Origin of the sequence: Phytobacter ursingii, from assembly GCF_001022135.1 — a bacterium.
Lineage (GTDB): Bacteria > Pseudomonadota > Gammaproteobacteria > Enterobacterales > Enterobacteriaceae > Phytobacter > Phytobacter ursingii.
Map to the genome: position 1 here is coordinate 5,382,062 of NZ_CP011602.1, position 17,261 is coordinate 5,399,322.

10 protein-coding genes, 1 tRNA gene and 2 pseudogenes are annotated in these 17,261 nt (G+C 44.7%); 7 read left to right on the forward strand and 6 right to left on the reverse strand.

Translation table 11 applies throughout. From position 1 onward, the window contains the following. Positions 1-9 precede the first annotated feature (9 nt). Positions 10-821 (reverse strand): annotated as a pseudogene (locus tag AB182_RS32240) (phage portal protein); the annotation flags it as partial. Here AB182_RS32240 and AB182_RS29000 point away from each other — a divergent pair. Both AB182_RS29000 and AB182_RS29015 read left to right on the forward strand, forming a co-directional pair. Next, positions 820-1,575: pseudogene (locus AB182_RS29000) on the forward strand (hypothetical protein); the annotation flags it as partial. The pseudogenes AB182_RS32240 and AB182_RS29000 sit on opposite strands and share 2 nt — an antisense overlap. 891 nt (positions 1,576-2,466) lie before the next feature. Next, positions 2,467-3,587, forward strand: a protein-coding gene (locus tag AB182_RS29015; protein ID WP_120773466.1) for an IS3-like element ISKpn34 family transposase whose coding sequence is annotated in 2 segments (ribosomal slippage) — positions 2,467-2,719 and positions 2,719-3,587 — 1,122 coding nt in all. Because the reading frame shifts where the segments join, the coding sequence is not laid out codon by codon here. A gap of 426 nt (positions 3,588-4,013) precedes the next feature. On the opposite strand, the gene AB182_RS29020 is transcribed toward AB182_RS29015, so the two are convergent. Next, positions 4,014-4,089 (reverse strand) — tRNA-Ile (locus AB182_RS29020). Positions 4,090-5,203: 1,114 nt separating this feature from the next. Here AB182_RS29020 and AB182_RS29025 point away from each other — a divergent pair. The 3 genes from AB182_RS29025 to AB182_RS31635 are packed head-to-tail and all read left to right on the forward strand — an operon-like array spanning position 5,204 to position 7,081. Further along, the gene (locus AB182_RS29025; protein WP_047373475.1) at positions 5,204-5,980 is read left to right on the forward strand and encodes an ABC transporter permease; all 777 of its coding nucleotides are present in this window, start codon (positions 5,204-5,206) and stop codon (positions 5,978-5,980) included. Then, positions 5,977-6,642 carry an ABC transporter ATP-binding protein gene (locus AB182_RS29030; RefSeq protein ID WP_047373061.1) on the forward strand — a complete coding sequence of 222 codons (666 nt, stop codon included), beginning with the start codon at positions 5,977-5,979 and terminating at the stop codon, positions 6,640-6,642. The genes AB182_RS29025 and AB182_RS29030 overlap by 4 nt, the downstream gene beginning before the upstream one ends. Before the next feature lie 37 nt (positions 6,643-6,679). Beyond that, positions 6,680-7,081: a hypothetical protein gene (locus AB182_RS31635; protein ID WP_047373062.1), complete on the forward strand. Its 402-nt coding sequence runs from the start codon at positions 6,680-6,682 to the stop codon at positions 7,079-7,081. Here AB182_RS31635 and AB182_RS29040 read toward each other — a convergent pair. Beyond that, a protein-coding gene (locus AB182_RS29040) for an IS1 family transposase (RefSeq protein ID WP_223883564.1) occupies positions 7,075-7,772 on the reverse strand; the annotation gives its coding sequence in 2 pieces (ribosomal slippage) (positions 7,075-7,523 and positions 7,523-7,772; 699 coding nt in all). The two genes, AB182_RS31635 and AB182_RS29040, sit on opposite strands and share 7 nt — an antisense overlap. Positions 7,773-7,813: 41 nt before the next feature. Between AB182_RS29040 and AB182_RS29045 the strand changes: the two genes are divergently transcribed. Then, positions 7,814-10,957 (forward strand): hypothetical protein, encoded by a 3,144-nt coding sequence (locus AB182_RS29045; protein ID WP_223883571.1) that lies wholly within the window; start codon positions 7,814-7,816, stop codon positions 10,955-10,957. Between the two features lie 184 nt (positions 10,958-11,141). Continuing rightward, positions 11,142-12,125 carry a tetratricopeptide repeat protein gene (locus AB182_RS29050; protein ID WP_047373063.1) on the forward strand — a complete coding sequence of 328 codons (984 nt, stop codon included), beginning with the start codon at positions 11,142-11,144 and terminating at the stop codon, positions 12,123-12,125. Positions 12,126-12,154: 29 nt separating this feature from the next. Here AB182_RS29050 and AB182_RS29055 read toward each other — a convergent pair whose 3' ends face one another. From AB182_RS29055 to AB182_RS29065, 3 genes are all read right to left on the reverse strand, one after another. Continuing rightward, a complete protein-coding gene (locus AB182_RS29055; RefSeq protein ID WP_047373064.1) occupies positions 12,155-13,399 on the reverse strand; it encodes a capsule biosynthesis protein in 1,245 nt (414 codons plus the stop codon). A gap of 26 nt (positions 13,400-13,425) precedes the next feature. Next, on the reverse strand, positions 13,426-15,450 hold the full coding sequence (locus AB182_RS29060) for a capsular polysaccharide biosynthesis protein (protein WP_047373477.1): 2,025 nt from the start codon (positions 15,448-15,450) through the stop codon (positions 13,426-13,428). A gap of 113 nt (positions 15,451-15,563) precedes the next feature. After that, positions 15,564-17,240 (reverse strand): polysaccharide biosynthesis/export family protein, encoded by a 1,677-nt coding sequence (locus AB182_RS29065; protein WP_047373065.1) that lies wholly within the window; start codon positions 17,238-17,240, stop codon positions 15,564-15,566. Positions 17,241-17,261: the final 21 nt, after the last annotated feature.

The following is a 17,261-nucleotide window of genomic DNA, read 5'->3' on the forward strand; positions in this document are numbered from 1 at the left end:
AAGCCGCCATCAGGAGGCTGTCACGTCATTGTCGTCAAGGATGTATTTTTCGAATCTGATGATCTCCTGCCCTGCCCATTCATTGAGCTCCAGGAACCGCGATTGCAATGGCTTAAGTTCATTGCGCACAAACACCTTTGCCACCTTCTCAACGTCGCCGATTGAGCCTGCCGTCTCGGGCTTGGCTCCCATCAACTGGAACGGGACGCGGTGCGCGTCGAGCAGGTCAGCGGCGCTGACTTTCTTGATATTGAAAAAGTCATCCTTTGTGGCAACACTCGCTGAGTGGCACAATTTTTATGCCGTCAGCCTTTCCATTCGGCGCGTAGAAAAACAGGTTCTTAAAATTGCCGAGCCCTTTCGAATCACGCATTGCCTTTCGCAATGCTTCAACGTCAGTGCTACTCTGTGCGGCGTCCGTCACGTACATGATGTAACCCGCATGTGCGCCGTTCTGGTAATACTTGCGGCGAAACAGCGTTGCCGCCTCGTTCAGCCACGCTGAATTAAGTGCGCTGATATATTCCGGCATTCCGTAAAGCTCCTGGCTAATGTCAGGCTCCAGAAGTTGGAAGACCGAACCAGGTGCTAACGGGGGGGGCTGTGTGAAATTCTGAATAAACCAGTAAGTGTCCTCCTTCACTCCCCGGCGTGTATATTTCGCCGGTGAGGTTTCATATTTAACCGGCCTGCCTGACAGGCTTAACCGCCTCTCAATAAACGCGTTACCGAAAACGATGTAATCCAGCGCAAAGCGGCTAAAGTCACTGACGTGAAAGGCGTTCGTGCGGGACAAATGTCGATACCAGAATGTTGCGCTTACCGGTTCCTATGGCCGGGAATGATTCGGGGATGTTCCAGTTTCTGCCAGAGGGAACACTGGTGGAAGTGGGTTTCACAGGCGGACGCCCGGATAAGCCGTTTGTACGTCAGACACTGCCGGACGTGAAGCCCGGCGAGCAGCTGCAACAACAACGCGAGGGTGTCTCGCACCGCGTTACCCAGAGCGGTGACTGGGAGCGGCAGACCGATCAGGCCATCCGCGAGACGTCCATGTTCCGTGAAGTGACCGCCGACAGCGAAAAGCGGGAGCTGGTCATACGGGAAACAACGGTCAAAGCGACGGATAAGACAACCGTACTTGGCACGTCCACACTGATGGCCGGGGCTGTTCAGCAGGTTGTCACAGGCGATTATGCGATGGCCGCAGGGGGAAATTATCTGGCCAGTATTCAGGGTGATGCCGAAACCGAGATTGACGGGTGGCAGTCCAGCAGGGTGGCCGGGAATATCGATATCGAGACGGGCGGCGCGCTGACAGAAAAGATTGCAGCACTGCGCAGGAGCGTGGCCGCTGGTCAGCAGGTGATTGGCCAGACCGTGCATATCGGCACCGAACAGACCAATGCCCTGACCATGCTACTGGACACTATCGACCTGCTGGCGGAGCTGGCCAGTCAGTGTGCCAGCCATACACACTCCGGAACGGGCGCGCCTGTCCAGGCTGGTGCGTTCACACAGACGGCGACAAAAGCAGGAACAACCAGGGGAAAATACGCCGCTTTCATTGCCTGAATGACTTCATTTTAGCCCGCCAGTGTGCGGGCTTTTTTATGCCCCTTCGTCAGACGCGCTGCAACGCGCTGTGAGCGCCTCTCCCGACAGAACATCCGCAAGTAATCCCACGAAACGATCAAACGCACCCCGGCAGGCTGGCGCAGCAATACCCCAACAAAATAAAGACGCCGCAGACAAAAACGGCGCTACACCGCACCCGCCTGAGGTTTTTGGATCGGGTAAATTTTTCAGTTTTATTTTTCTACAAACTGTACCGCCAGACCGCACCAGCGCTGGCGGCTTGCGCGATTCTTCAAACTGAAAAGTTTGAAAAAGATTTTAGTGTTTTTCAGTTTTAAGGAGCGAGGGTGGAATGAGGTTTTTTAATCAACATCATGATATTAAAAGATAAATTTAACTTTGCGTACTTTTAGAAGATCAAACGTGACGGGAGTGTGTTGATAGTATATTTCAACAAAGCCACCACTGGTGCGGGTTGTGAAAGATTAGTACATATTTCAAAACTGAAAAAATTAAGCCCCGCATAGGCGGGGTACGGAATTCAAAGTTTACCTTCGGTAATCCCAAAATTGATGAGTTTCTTACCTTGTAGGTCGTAGGTGCAACTGTATGTCATCGTAGTTTTTGCATTGAAGCCGTTTGTAAATTTAACTTTGTCTCCAATGAATATTATTTGTTTGTTCGCCTCATTAAGGCGGAAATGCGAAAACATGGGCGTCATCATTCCATCCGTCCACTCGAATTCATGCTTTGCTGATCTTTCTATCAAAGGGCGGCAGCTAGTCGCTGCATCAGGCCAGTTCTTATCAAATAGGCATGACCTGCTCCCCGTTGATTAATACACCGCGATGTTAGTAATGTCTTCATAAGCCACATGAGGACATCCCCATGAAGAAGCGTTTTTCCGACGAACAGATCATCTGTATTCTCCGCGAGGCCGAAGCCGGCGTTTCTGCCCGTGAGCTCTGCCGTAAGCACGCCATTTCCGACGCCACCTTTTACACCTGGCGTAAGAAGTATGGCGGTATGGAGGTGCCTGAGGTTAAGCGCCTGAAGTCTCTTGAGGAAGAGAACGCCAGACTCAAGAAGCTGCTTGCTGAAGCCATGCTGGATAAGGAGGCGCTTCAGGTGGCTCTTGGGCTAAAGTACTGACGACAGACCAGAAGCGGGAAGCCGTGGAAGTCATGTGCGAGGCTAAGGGTCTGTCGCAACGTCGTGCCTGCAGGCTGGCAGGTCTGTCCCTGTCAACCTGCCGATATTCGGCTCAGCGTCCGCCTGCTGACGCGCAGCTGTCTCTACGCATCACAGAGCTGGCACTTGAACGCCGCCGTTTTGGTTACCGGCGTATCTGGCAGCTTCTGCGACGTGAAGGTCTTTGCGTTAACCACAAGCGGGTTTACCGCATCTATCAACTTAATGGCCTGAGTGTAAAACGCAGACGACGTCGTAAAGGGCTGGCAACAGAACGTCTGCCGCTGCTCCGCCCGATGGCGCCCAATCTGACCTGGTCAATGGATTTCGTCATGGACGCACTGGCCACAGGTCGCAGGATCAAGTGCCTGACCTGCGTGGATGATTTCACAAAGGAATGCCTGACGGTCACTGTTGCCTTCGGGATTTCAGGCGTGCAGGTCACGCGTATTCTGGACAGCATTGCGCTGTTTCGCGGCTATCCGGCTACGATAAGAACCGATCAGGGCCCGGAGTTTACCTGCCGCGCACTCGATCAGTGGGCTTTTGAGCATGGTGTGGAGCTGCGACTTATCCAGCCCGGCAAGCCAACGCAGAACGGATTTATTGAGAGTTTTAACGGACGCTTTCGTGATGAATGCCTGAATGAGTACTGGTTCAGCGATATTGTTCACGCCAGGAAGATCATTAATGACTGGCGACTGGATTATAACGAGTGTCGACCACATTCATCACTGAATTACCTGACGCCGGCTGAATTTGCAGCGGGCTGGCGAAACGGGAAATATGAAGAAAAACCAACCGACATTACTAACTGAAGGTTGTATCTAACTCTGGGGGCAGGTCAGGCATTGCCCATCACTAGCCGAACAGGTCTTGGGGGTATCCGTTTTTGTAGTTGAATTATCATCACTTCCGCCAAAGATTTTTACCCCTCCCCATACTAAGCCCACTACAACTAGAAGGCCGATGAACATTTGACCTGCTGTAGTGCCCGGATCTTTTACGCCACAGTGTGGGCAGGTTTTTGCTGAGGTTGATACTTCTTTTTTACATTCTTTGCATTTAGTTAAGGCCATAGCTCAAATCCCATTTGATTCAAAACAAGCTGATCATATGACAAAGAAACGATTAAATTAAGTGAGGCTTTTAAATGAGGGGACAAAAAGGGGGCAGTACTACGTGTAGCAATAAAAAAGCCACCCAATGGAGTGGCTTAATTATATGATTTTAAAACTAAAATTTGGTGGCCCCTGCTGGGTTTGAACCAGCGACCAAGCGATTATGAGTCGCCTGCTCTAACCACTGAGCTAAGGGGCCGTGGCGGGCAATTATAAAGTAACTTGTTCAGGCGATCCAGCCTCAACCATCCATCTGCCTGTTTTATAAACAATTCATAATCAATCCTTTATACTTAAGTCCCGCGTCTTGCAGCGGTAGAGAAGATGTTCTCGATAAGCTCGTGCCAGGCTGCGTGCTGTTTTCTGTAAACTGAATATCACCAAATACTCTGGATATACCAGGCGCTCCTTAAGCGCAAAAAATCGTATCTGGTATGGTATTCATCGGGTTGGCAGTATTGACTGCTTACAGTAACCAGCGGAAGAGCAACTGATTCGGTATCACTCAATAATTAGGCTATAGCAGCGAGGTTCAAATTGTTAAACATAATGGATGACGATTGATTCACGGTACTCATTGTTCCGGACAATGGGAAGTTGGCAAAGGAGCCTCTCTGTAGCCCTCAGGAGACAACAAAATTATCATGAGATGACCTCAAGCCTAGGGGGGCAAAAATTCTGCAGGTGAAACAGAACAGCATACGAGAGGATTCTGCTGACTTAGCATGAGTTGCTTTCTACGTGATTGTTGATACGCGATAACGTTCATTCTCGAAAAGTATCACTACAATGAATAAATTAATCTGTTCTTTAATATTAAATACATTATGTTTTAGGTGAGGAAAGTGTGTAAATTGGAAAAAACAAAAGAAATAGCATGAATTATTCGGCGTATAAATATTATAACTAAATTAATGGAGCTAAATGAAACTATTCAAATTACAAATTTGATGTCTTTATAATTATCTGATATAAAATAATCATTATTGGTCGATTGAGTTAACAATTGTACTATTTTTCTTATTGATTTATAACATTATATTAATGCTTTTAAGTTATATGTTTTATCAGGACACCTCGCTACATTTATAGTTAATTTAGGATTTCAGGAGTTTTGTATCAGGAAGATACTCGCAATTGTTATCATTCCTTCTTTATCTTCCTGTCAATAAATTTATTCCAGAAAAGTGATGTTCTGCCAAACAGGAAATTAGCAAGCTAATTTCCTGTTTGGTTTATACAACGCGCCCGAGCATGCTGGTAGCTAGAGCCAGGGGCGGTAGCGTGTCTCACGATATCAAGGTTACACGATGATGGTCAGAAGTGGTTTAGAAGTACAGCAAGCGGCTGTGAAAGCATTATTCTTGCGCGAAATTAAGACACGCTTTGGTAAGTATCGATTAGGGTACTTATGGGCGATACTGGAACCAACAGCACATTTGCTTATTCTATTAGCAATCTTTGGTTATATTATGCATCGCAACATGCCTGATATTTCTTTTCCTGTATTTTTGCTTAATGGTTTAATTCCTTATTTTTTGTTTAGTAATATAGCTATTAGATCCATCGGCGCCATTGAGGCAAATTTAGGGTTATTTAACTATAGGCCAGTAAAACCAATAGATACGATTATAGCCAGAGTTATTCTGGAGTTGTTAATTTATAGTGGAGTTTATATCATTTTAATGGCAGTGGTTGGTTTATTAGGTGAAGAGTTTTCTATTGCGAATATTCTTGTTTTGATAGCAACGTGGATGTTGCTGATCATTTTTTCTTTTGGCATGGGGCTTGTATTTATGGTTGTAGGTAATGCATTTCCAGAAACTGAGAAGTTCTTGCCGATAATAATTAAACCACTATATTTCATTTCGTGTGTGATGTTTCCACTACATGCTATACCTAAAGATTACTGGCCTTACTTATTATGGAACCCTATCGTACATGTCATTGAGTTAAGTCGCGAATCTGTGGTCTCGGGTTATATCAGTGAAGGTGCAAGTCTAAGTTATTTAATGTTTTGCGCGCTGGCTTCGCTTTTTTTAGGCATGGCTTTATATCGTACCCGTGAAGAGGCAATGTTGACATCATGATTTGTATTGAAAATTTGAGTAAATCATACAGAACCCCAATGGGAAGGCATTATGTTTTTAAAGATCTTTCAATAGCACTGCCAACGGGAAAAAGTATTGCATTAATCGGACGCAATGGAGCGGGAAAATCCACGCTTTTACGCATGATTGGTGGGATAGATCGTCCTGACTGCGGGAGAATATTCACAGATAAAACTATCTCATGGCCTGTCGGGCTCTCTGGTGGATTTCAGGGAAGCTTAACGGGGAGAGAAAATGTGAAATTTGTTGCCAGGTTATATGCAAGAAAAGAAGAGTTAAAAGAGAAAGTTGCCTTTGTACAAGCGTTTGCTGAGTTGGGAAAATATTTTGATATGCCAATAAAAACTTACTCTTCGGGTATGCGATCTCGTCTGGGTTTTGGGTTAAGTATGGCTTTTAAATTTGATTATTATCTGGTAGATGAAGTCACAGCTGTTGGTGACGCAAGATTTAAAAATAAATGTGCAGAGTTGTTTAAAGAAAAACATGAAGAATCTAATTTTTTGATGGTTTCACATAGCCTTGCTTCTTTAAGTGAATACTGTTCTGCCGCTTTGTTGCTTGAGCGTAATAATGTTTGTGAGTATTTTGATAACATCAGTGACGCCATCGAAAAGTATAAAGAAAATGAATCCTTGTAATTATTTGGATTAATTTAAATTAAATAATGGAATATAAATGAAATCGATACTATATTATTTGGATCCGCGTACAGAATTAAATGATAAAATGTTCAGGTATGCGACTTTGCGCTCGTACCTACTACCTGAAATTCAAGGTCTAAAAAATGCTGACCCATCACTTGAAGTGAAAATTATTCTTTCAAAAAACATTTTTACACAAGCTATAAAGAATGGTCTAAAATTTGATGACGTAGAATGCTTTATTGTTGATGAGGATTTTTTTGAAAGTAGGCTGTCACAAGATAATTGTAGTACCAGCATTTCTTTATATCATAATACCCTGAATGAAAAAGATAATAATGTAATCAAAGGTATTATTCGTGAGAGCATTCCTGAGAGTTATTACCCTGATTTAATTATTTCTTATGAAAGTCCGGTAATGACTCCAACTTACTGATAGTGTTTTATGTTCAGATAATGCCCGATGACTTTGTCATGCAGCTCCACCGATTTTGAGAACGACAGTGACTTCCTGCCCAGCCTTGCCAGATGCTGCCTCAGATTCAGGTTATGCCGCTCAATGCGCTGCGTATATCGCTTGCTGATAACGTGCAGTTCTCCCTTCAGGCGTGATTCATAAAGCGGCCAGCCATCCGTCATCCATACCACGACCTCAAAGGCCGACAGCAGGCCCAGAAGACGCTCCAGCGTGGCCAACGTGCGTTCACCGAATACGTGCGCCACAACCGTCCTCCGTATCCTGTCATACGCGTAAAACAACCAGCGCTGGCGTGATTTAGCGCCGACGTAACCCCACTGTTCGTCCATTTCCGCGCAAACAATGACGTCACTGCCCGGTTGTATGCGTGAGTTTACCGACTGCGGCCTGAGTTTTTTAAGTGTCGTAAAATCGTGTTGAGGCCAACGCCCATAATGCGTGCACTGGCGCGACATCCGACGCCATTCATGGCCATATCAATAATTTTCTGGTGTGTACCGGGCTGAGAGGCGGTGTAAGTGAACTGTAGCTGCCATGTTTTACGGCAGTGAGAGCAGAGATAGCGCTGATGTCCGGCAGTACTTTTACCGTTACGCACCACGCCTTCAGTAGCTGAGCAGGAGGGACAACTGATGGAGATGGAAGCCACGGGAGAACCTCAAAAACACCATCGTACACTAAATCAGTAAGTTGGCACCATTACCTGAAAGTCCCGTTCCATTCTTGAAAGAAATGTTTCCCGATGCACTTCTACTCAATTCAATGTTTGGGATTTTCTCTCGCGCACCTTATCCGGCCTATGGCCTTTTAGATCCTTGCGGGCTATATGAATATTCATATCAATATAAATATGCTGAACGGATTCGCCAGGAGAAAATAAGTAGTGATGAGCGTGACGTTATTAATTTATTACGAAAGCAGACGACTGAAAGTTTAGCAACTCATCATCCGTTGAAGAAGTATATCTCCTCACTGTATGAGAGATTTGACAGATTGATCGTGCTGGCATGTCAGGTTGATAATTATTTCTCCTATAATGGTTGTACTCAATATGCTAGCCAGTTTGAAATGGTCAAAGACGTTCTGGCTCATACTTCTGATAAAATAGGCGTAATTGTTACTGAACATGGATATAAACGACAAATAAATGATGAACAACTAAAATATCTGTCAGATAATTTTTCTGGATTTATATATTTCTCAGAGAAAGATATGCCCACACCTACACAGTTCATTTTACCTTATATTGATGGGGCATTATCCGTTTCGTCGTCTATAGGTTATCAAGCCGCATTGTGGCAAATACCTTATTTTGGTTTGGGGTGCTCTCAAGTTGATATATTTTCCTCACATAATTCAATACAAGATTTTTTCAGGGATGTAAACATTGGGGAAAAATATGATCGTGATAATATAATATACACTTTACTATCTAAAATACATCTATCGCACAAAAATGATTTATTCGATGGTGATAAATATATAATCATTTTAAGGCGCTTGTTTTCAAAGTTTAAAGCTAAGTGTTATGAATATGACTATTTTAGTGATAAAAAAGATATTGAAGATATCAGAAAGGATATTGTTTCTGGTAACAGAGATTGGTTATTAAAGAAGACACTTGTTGAATGTGACATTACTCCTGATGTGGATCATCTTCGGGTTGCTATGTCGCATGCCAGAGCTGTTTCATACGATTTATTTGATACATTAGTTGAGCGCGATTTTGTTGAACCTCATGAATTATTTAATCTGATTGAGCCAAGAATTAGAAAAGTATTAAAAAATAAAAACTTTCCTTTCTATTACATCAGGCGGCAAGCGGAAATCGATCTTCGTCGAGAATCAAGAGGTGAATTTGAGATCACTCTGGATGAAATTTATAACAGATTCCCTCGATATTTCGATTTATCGGTGCCTGAACTTAATATCATAAAAAATATTGAAATCGAAGCTGAGGTTGAATTAGTCCATCCTAAAAAGGAAATGATCCGAGAATTTTATTTTTCACAAATCATATGCGAAAGCGTATCCATTATAACAGACATTTATTTATCGCGAGACGTAATCGAACGGATATTAGAAAAAGTTAATATTCGCGGATATAATAAATTATGGGTCTCTGCAGAAACAAAAACAAGAAAACATAATGGGACTATTTATCCTGATTACTTGAATTATATCAAAAAATATCACTCTATTTTACCTGCACAGGCTCTCCATATCGGCGATAACAATCAGGCTGACGGAGAAATGGCAAAAAAGAATGGAATGAAGTCATATGTATTTCCCAAGGCAATTGATAATTATAAAAAGTCGCGTATTGCTGACGTTATGCGCTCAAGCCTTAATAATTTAGGGGTTTCTAGTTCAATAATCAATGGTATGTTCGCAAACAAGTATCATGCTGGGCACTGGTTTAAAATAAATAAGGAATCTGTTTTTAATGCAGATGAATATAATTATGGATATATGGCAATAGGGCCATTAGTTACCGGTTTTACTCAATGGCTATACCGTAGAGTCAGAAGATTAGGAATAAAAAAAGTCTATTTTTTGTCCAGAGACGGCTGGATCTTAAAGCAAGCGTTTGATTTTTACTATCCGGGTAATCTATCTGACATAAAAACCGAGTATTTATACAGTTCTCGAAGAACAGCAATGGTCTCTTCTGTTCGTACAATCGAAGATATTATCGAAGTCGCATCACAAAACTTTAATGCACGAAGACTTAGTGATTTTCTTTCCTCGCGATTTGGTTTAAATATAGATGACATCGATCAGACTTATTTGAATAAATATAATTTTAAAAAAGATAGTATGGTATCACCATATTTTGAATTTGGGAGGTTGATTTCTTTCTTGACAGATATTCAATATCTTATTTTTGCTAATGCCGAAGAAGAGCGCGAGAGTTATAAGGACTATTTAAATGATATTGGCTTTATTAATGATTGTTTAAATGAGAATACTGCTGTTGTCGATATTGGCTATAGTGGTTCAATGCAATACTACCTTAAGAAGATTATTCAATGTGATAGTTTGCACGGTTTTTATTTTTTAACCCATCATCATAGCCGCGATTATTTTGATAATGACCATTTTGAGGGCTTCTTACAAAGTTTAGATGACCATAAAATTGCTTATCGACATGGATTGAATGATCACGTTTTTATTTTTGAAGCTGCTTTAAGCTCTCCGGAAGGAAGTCTTATAAAAATGCAAGGTAAAGGCAATAACCGAAAAATGGTGTTCTTAGAAGCAGAAGAAGAAGTGATCAGAAGAAAGGCTTTACTGAGGACCCACCAGGGAGTTTTAGATTTCGTGACAGACATTAAGATTAGGTTTGGATCATACTTTAATTATATTGAGTTCTCATCCATTCTTTCTTCACAAATCATATTGAACTTTGCCAATAACCCTAATGGAAAAGACGCCGGGATGTTTTCATCACACGAAGTCGAAAATGTTTTTGGGGGAGGATCCGTGTGTTTAATATCTCCGGTACTTGATAGTTATAAAGATGCAAAAGGCTCAATTGATCCAAAAATTATTGAGGAATTGCTCAAGTGCTCAAAATGGAAAAAAGGTGCTTCTGCTTACTATAATTATGTCATGGGAAATAACTCTGGCACTGACATTAATAATGTTTCCGTTGCGGGTCCCGCCACTGTTGCATCGAAAAAACCGACATATGCGCATCCAATTAAAACCAGTAAGCAAAGAAAGTTTTCGAAGTTCATCAAAGATCCGTATTCTTTCTTTAATGATTCCAAAAAATCTTATTTAAAAATTCTTCGGGTCTTTTTTAAAGATAAAAAAAGATTTAATTAAAAAATCTATTTTTTATAGGGGTGTTTATTTTAAAGATATTATGCTGGTTGAGCATGGTATCTTTATATAAAAATTATTGTAAGTGAGTTTCTGTTTTTTTATGTTTAATTTTATTATTTCTTTAGACTGTTATCATGACATTGCAATATGGGCTTTTCAGGGAGTATAGAATATGGAGTGCTTGATGGAAAAAGAATTAAATGGCTTTGAAATCGGTCCTGTTGGTGATTTGCATCGGGATTATTATTTATGGCGGGCTAAAGACATTCAGGACAAACGATTGTTTGTTGTTTTTTCTTCCAGAGGGGCGGGGCCCGGAAATTTTAGTTTTTACAAAACATTTGAAAGATTGAATGTTAATGTATTACATATAACACCTTCTGATTTTTCCTGGTATCAAAACGGTTTAGTTAGTCTGGGAGATGATTTACCAACCGCATTCAAGGCCTTATCAGAGAGGTTGGATAGTTTTTGCCTTAGCCATCATATACACGAAGTTATTTGTTTAGGGGCATCTATGGGCGGATATGGTGCTTTAGTCTATGGAGCGCTCTCAAGCCGCAAGGTAAATACAACTCTTATTTTATTTGGTACTGAAACAGTGCTGAAATTGCCCTATTCAAAAAGTGCTGAGAATCATTTTGAAGTATTAGACAAATTTAATGATATCAGGTATTTGGACTATTCCGGTCTTGATGTTAATATGATATTTGGCGAGTTTGATATCGTAGATTCTTTTTGTGCATTATCAATGAAATATGATAAAAATTTTTCATTATATTCCTGTGCTTGCGCTGCACATATTGTACCTGAGTACTTAAATGCGCAGATTGGTATCGTTAATTTCTTTAATGAATTTCTATCGGGAGGGAGATCATTTATCGGACGAGGCCACATGGCTACTGAACTGTATCCAGAAGATATTTATCCTTTATTGTTCGATGCTCCATTTAGTGAAAATTATAATAAGGCAATTAAGCGTTGTATCGAAAAATATCCTGCTTATGGCTTTGCCTGGAACAGGCTTGGAGTCTATTTGCATCAAAATGGAAAGCTAATGGCTTCTCTGGAAGCCTTAAAGAGATCCCATCTCATTCATCCTGCTTATCAAAATACACTTGAGCATTTGAAAGCTGTACGAACAAAACTAAAAGCAACAATGAATTAATTGCGCTTAAAAACTGTTAACGCCTTTCTTTATTTTATGGGCATGTTAATCCTTTTACTATGCCGGTGCTTTTCGGGTTTTATTACTTGCCTCAGTCTATCTCCGCCATAATACACCGCATTAATCTGTGTATTCTCCAACAAATACCCCCGGAACTTCTTAAACAACGTCATGTCCGGCCTAAATTCTGCCGTCCAGAACTGGTGCAAATGTCCCTGATACGTCATCCCTTTGATGTCGTACAGGGCATCGCCCATCACTTTCAGCGGCTTGTTATGTATCAGCGCTGAAATACCCGCCGTACTGTTAATCGTCACCACTGCTTTGGCATGTGTCAGTAATTCCGGCATCGGCAAATCGTGCACGTATATTACGCGATTGGTCACGCCATACTTCTTACTCAGTCGCTTAATGAGTGGCCGGTACAGACGATGCCCGCGATCCATCGGGTGGTGCTTAATGACCAGTACATCTTCCTTAGGCGCTTTACGTGAAAACGAGAAGATAACGTCATTAATATAATCCCGGACATCAGCATATGGGCTATGGTTGCGAATCTGACTATCGTTATAGACCTGCAAAATCGCAAGATAATAGCGGTGATTGAGTGTCGTCTGCAGCGTTTCCATTACACCCCGTTGTCTCCAGCCATACCATTGCTTACGCCACCACGCACGCACCCAGCATTTTGCCTCGTACCACGGTGAAAAAGATTTATGATGTCGATAGTGAGTGAACTCATGGCGATAACGCCAGCCGACAAGGTAATACCCTATCGCATGGATGTAGCGCAGAGCAGAAGACGGTTTTAGCGGCTGGGGTTCTGATGGCGAGAATTCGGGCAAGCTCCGGTAAAAATCAGGATCGCGGGGCAGGGCAGAGAAAGCATTCACTCCACCTTCTTCAAGCGTAATAAAATGCGGCCGCAGATAGCCTTCTTCGAAAGCCAGGAAACGAATACCTTTCGCTTTCGCCCAGGCATGTGCCGCTCTGTGCAATGGACGGCAGTCACCGAAGCACAAGATGGTGTCGAACGGATAAACCTTCCAGGTCTCTTTCAGCCAGGTCGGGAATTCCTTCGGCGTTTGTGTATAAGTAAGATATTGACGTTGTCGACAATAAAAACGATCGCCACCATTAAATACAACGTTTACCGCTTCGCGTTCCAGCATCTCCAGCCAGTTGGCGACATCATTGAAGAAAGGCCCCATCGGTCCTTGCAACAGCAAGTATTTTTTCCCCGCGAGTAATGTCTTAACGGAATTGTTTTGCATCATCGTCCATGAGTCCAAGGTTAACGTTAACCAAAGCGAACGTTATAAAACATCAATAACTTGCGGTACTGTCTGATTAATCGACCAGTATTCTTCTTCGTGATTTTCATTTCACCGCGAGGGGCGGAACTTAGCCACAGCGCGGCTTCTTCTGCCTGCATCGGTTCCATCCGCTGCGGATGGATATAGGTTGGATACGCGACTAGCGTTTGCCAGACTAAATCCGTAAGCGTGAGCTGGCGGGATCGTCGAGGAATCTGGTGCTCATCCTGTGTGAGACCCCAACCCGCATAAAAAGGTATGCCATAGCAAAATACGCGCTTACCGTGCATCAGGGCTTCGAAGCCAGACAGAGAGGTCATGGTATGTAATTCATCTGCGAGTTGGATGCACTGAATGATATCGGCATCCAGCGCCTGGCAGTCGGCCCAACGGGTGATATCTTCTGCCACGACTTGCCCTTTACGGTTGCCAACCAGCACATCCGGGTGCGGTTTAAAGACAATAAACGCGCCAGGATTACGCTCGCGTACCGTACGCAATAAATCCCGATTGGTGTTAACAGACAATGTCCCGGTCAGAATCGAGGCGTCATCTTCCACCTGACCGGGTACCAGAATGACTTTCTTACCGGCCGCCCCAGGTGGTAAGTGCCAGTCCTGTCCAAGGTTGTATTTACTGACTTTGTTGTGCACGAGTTGTTGCTGTAGCGCTTGTGCGCGCTCCCGCTGACGCTCACTCAGGTTGCTCGCGTTCAACAGATTTTCCAGATCGCTGGGACGTGATGCGTCGTAATAGATACCGGTTTTATCCAGTACTAAAGACAGTGGCGCGAGCAGATCGGAGCCCAGGCCGGAGGAACGGATAAATCCGTCCTCCATTCGCCACAGTGGAATATGCTGTGCATCTGCCTGCGCCTGCCATTTTTTCTCTCCCCGTGTGCCCCAGACGATAAGCGCGCTGGCTTGTGGACACTGCTTCGCAAAGCGAACCTGATTCTCTGCTGTTTTCAGGAAAGGTTTGAGAATTGCAGTTTTCCACAGGCTCAATCCCGGAGCCCATAGCGTACCGCGACGCACCAGACTGTGGTTACGCTGTAAGGACAGCCAGTCAACAACACAGGCCAGCGTTGCTGGTTTTCCGCTTACGGGGTGTCGGTAGCGGCAATAGCGCAAATAGGCGGCGGTAAACAGATTGCTTAGCGTGGAGGGGTATCGGCGTGCGGCAAGCTCACTGGCCTTAGGATGACGATCATCTGTTAGTCCCCAGCCCGCGTACCATGGCTGCCCAAAGCAGACGACGGGTTTGCCTGCCAGCAACGCTTCAAAACCATACTGCGAGGTGACCACATACACTTTTTGCATGTGCCGCAACAGCGATTGCGGGCTGACATCTTCGGCAAACACGCGCACACGGCTGTCGGATTTGAGGTTACTAAAATAGCCCGTCTTTTTGCCGCATAGCACATCCGGATGCACCTTCACCCAAATTTCTGCACGCGGATTTTCCTGCTTTGCCGCCTTGAGCATCTGCTGGAAGCTTTCCGGCCCGGCGTTGCCTTTGGTGACAGACATATCTCCAAATGTCTGGTCAATCACCAGTACGGCCTCTGGCATAATATCCGGTGCGACAAACGGCGGCGCCTGATTGTATTTCGACAAATCATTGTCAACGATGGCGCGCATCATCGCTTGCGCTTCAGCTGCCAGTGGCTGATTGCCTGCCTTATCTTTGACCAGGCATTCGAGCGCGCTCGGAACCGAAGCGTCGTAATAGATGCCAAAATGATCAACGACGATGGAGAGGGGGGAACAATCCTGAACACCTAAGCCGAGAGAACGAATAAAACCATCTTCGAGGCGGATGACTGGCAGACCCGCTGATTGCGCCATAGCAACAGGTTTTCGCGCGCTGGGGCGCTGGCCCCAGACGACAATAGCATTCACCTGCTCAGGGATGGTTTTGAAAGGCGAAAGCCGCAGATGTTCTCCTGGTAGAAAGCTGTCCAGATGCGGAATACGCCAGATCCCTCCGGAGTAAATACCCAGTATGTTTTTCATTCGTTCCATCAATATCAATCCGTTGATTAAAGAAGAAAACGTTTTTACCGCTGCTTGTTTCGCTTTCCCCGGCATGCCGGGGAAAGCATCTGCTACAGAGCTGATTAGATTGTCAGCACAACTTTGGCCGCAACGGCAAGCTGGTAAAGGATGGTCGAAATACCTCGCGTAACTTCGATATTTTTCGATTCGTATTTCGGCAGAACCATGATTTCATCACCGGACTGCAGTTTTCCTGCATCATCAGCGTCAACCGACTCGCCGTTCTGGTGAATCACGATAATTTTCGAGTTACCGGATTTTTGCGTTAGCCCGCCACATTTCTTGATGTAGTCATCCGCATCCAACCCGTCCTGCCAGGTGACGGCATTCGGAAACAACACTTCTCCGTGCACCATAATCAGCGAGGTTTTTTCCGGTATCATGATGACGTCACCATCTTCCAGCAGGACTGAGTCGATGTTGCTTTCATTAAGTACGACCTGCCCTTTCGGAATGACTTCTCGCGCTTTATTGACGAAGCGGCTGACCAGTTGTGCTTCCTGCATACGTAAACGGGCCTCTTCCTGCGTCGAGGATTGTGCTGACAGAGAGGCCTCTTCCAGTTTCTGCAAAGACAGATTCAGCATCTCTTTCTGGCGCTCCGCCACTGACGTTCTGTACAACTGAATAGCCTTCATCTGTGACATGCTGTTCGCGCGGATCTGCGACAGGACCTGACGCATAGTCGAGCCGTAGGGCAGAACTATTGCATGCTCGCCGGAATGGGCTCCATCGACACGTACCTGAATGGTGCCTGCATAGCGGTCTGAACTCACAATGAGTCGGTCGCCGTCCTGAAGAGAGCGACCTGGTGCGGAGCTAAGCGGATAGTATTCGCTACGTTTTATGGCGCCTTGCTGACGAATGATGGTCATATGGGTGGCGCCGGGTTTCGGACGCGCCCAGCTGAGTGCCTCTGTAACCGGAATGGTGCTAGTGGCGAACTCAAAGTCGTAACTGTTAAACACATCACCTTCTACGCTAAACGTATGCTGGCGTGGACCAACGACGATGGTATCGCCATCGACAAACTGCGACAGGCCCAACTTACCGTTCAGCAGAAAATCGTATAGGTTCACGCGTGAGATAACCGATTTGCCACGTTTGACGATGATATCAACATAGCTGCCGCGTTCACTGTCGACGCCACCGGCTTTGCTCAGATAAGAGAGCAGGGAGTCAGACGCGACGCCGCCATATAAGCCGGGGCTACGCACGTAGCCGGTCACGAAGACTTTAACCGGCTGGGCCTGCAGCAGAGAGGCATAAACGTTGACGTTAGAGGTATAAACTTCTTTGATCTTACTGGTGACGGTATTGTTCAACTGCGCATTGGTCATACCCGAAACTTTCAGCGGGCCAATATTCGGCAGGAAAATATTGCCTTTCGGATCCACGGTCAGCGCTCCGTCGTACTGGAATGCCCCCCACAATCGAATCTGGATAGTATCGCCGAGACCAATGACATAGCCTGGGTTGAATCCCAGACCTGCGCCTGAGGCCGCGCTGATAGAGGTAAATAGTTGTGCGCCGAACATGCGACTGGGCAAAGCGGCAGCCACAGGTGGCGGTGTGTTGTCAAACCCTGTTGCGTCCTGGGGTTCTTCCGTTTTGCCGGCGATAATCGACGGCAACGGCGCCGCCCCTGTCAAATTCGGATCGGCTGTAATAGCAGTCGGACCAGCCGCAAAGACCGTATGGCAGACCAGAAGAAGCAGTGCCGATTTTAATAATTTCATGTTCAACTCTGTAAAATTCAC

Excerpts from the sequence above, each read along its gene's own strand:
- AB182_RS29025 (WP_047373475.1), top strand. The coding sequence starts at position 5,204 with ATGGTCAGAAGTGGTTTAGAAGTACAGCAAGCGGCTGTGAAAGCATTA.
- AB182_RS29030 (WP_047373061.1), top strand. The coding sequence starts at position 5,977 with ATGATTTGTATTGAAAATTTGAGTAAATCATACAGAACCCCAATGGGA.
- AB182_RS31635 (WP_047373062.1), top strand. The coding sequence starts at position 6,680 with ATGAAATCGATACTATATTATTTGGATCCGCGTACAGAATTAAATGAT.
- AB182_RS29050 (WP_047373063.1), top strand. The coding sequence starts at position 11,142 with ATGGAAAAAGAATTAAATGGCTTTGAAATCGGTCCTGTTGGTGATTTG.
- AB182_RS29055 (WP_047373064.1), bottom strand. The coding sequence starts at position 13,399 with ATGCAAAACAATTCCGTTAAGACATTACTCGCGGGGAAAAAATACTTG.
- AB182_RS29065 (WP_047373065.1), bottom strand. The coding sequence starts at position 17,240 with ATGAAATTATTAAAATCGGCACTGCTTCTTCTGGTCTGCCATACGGTC.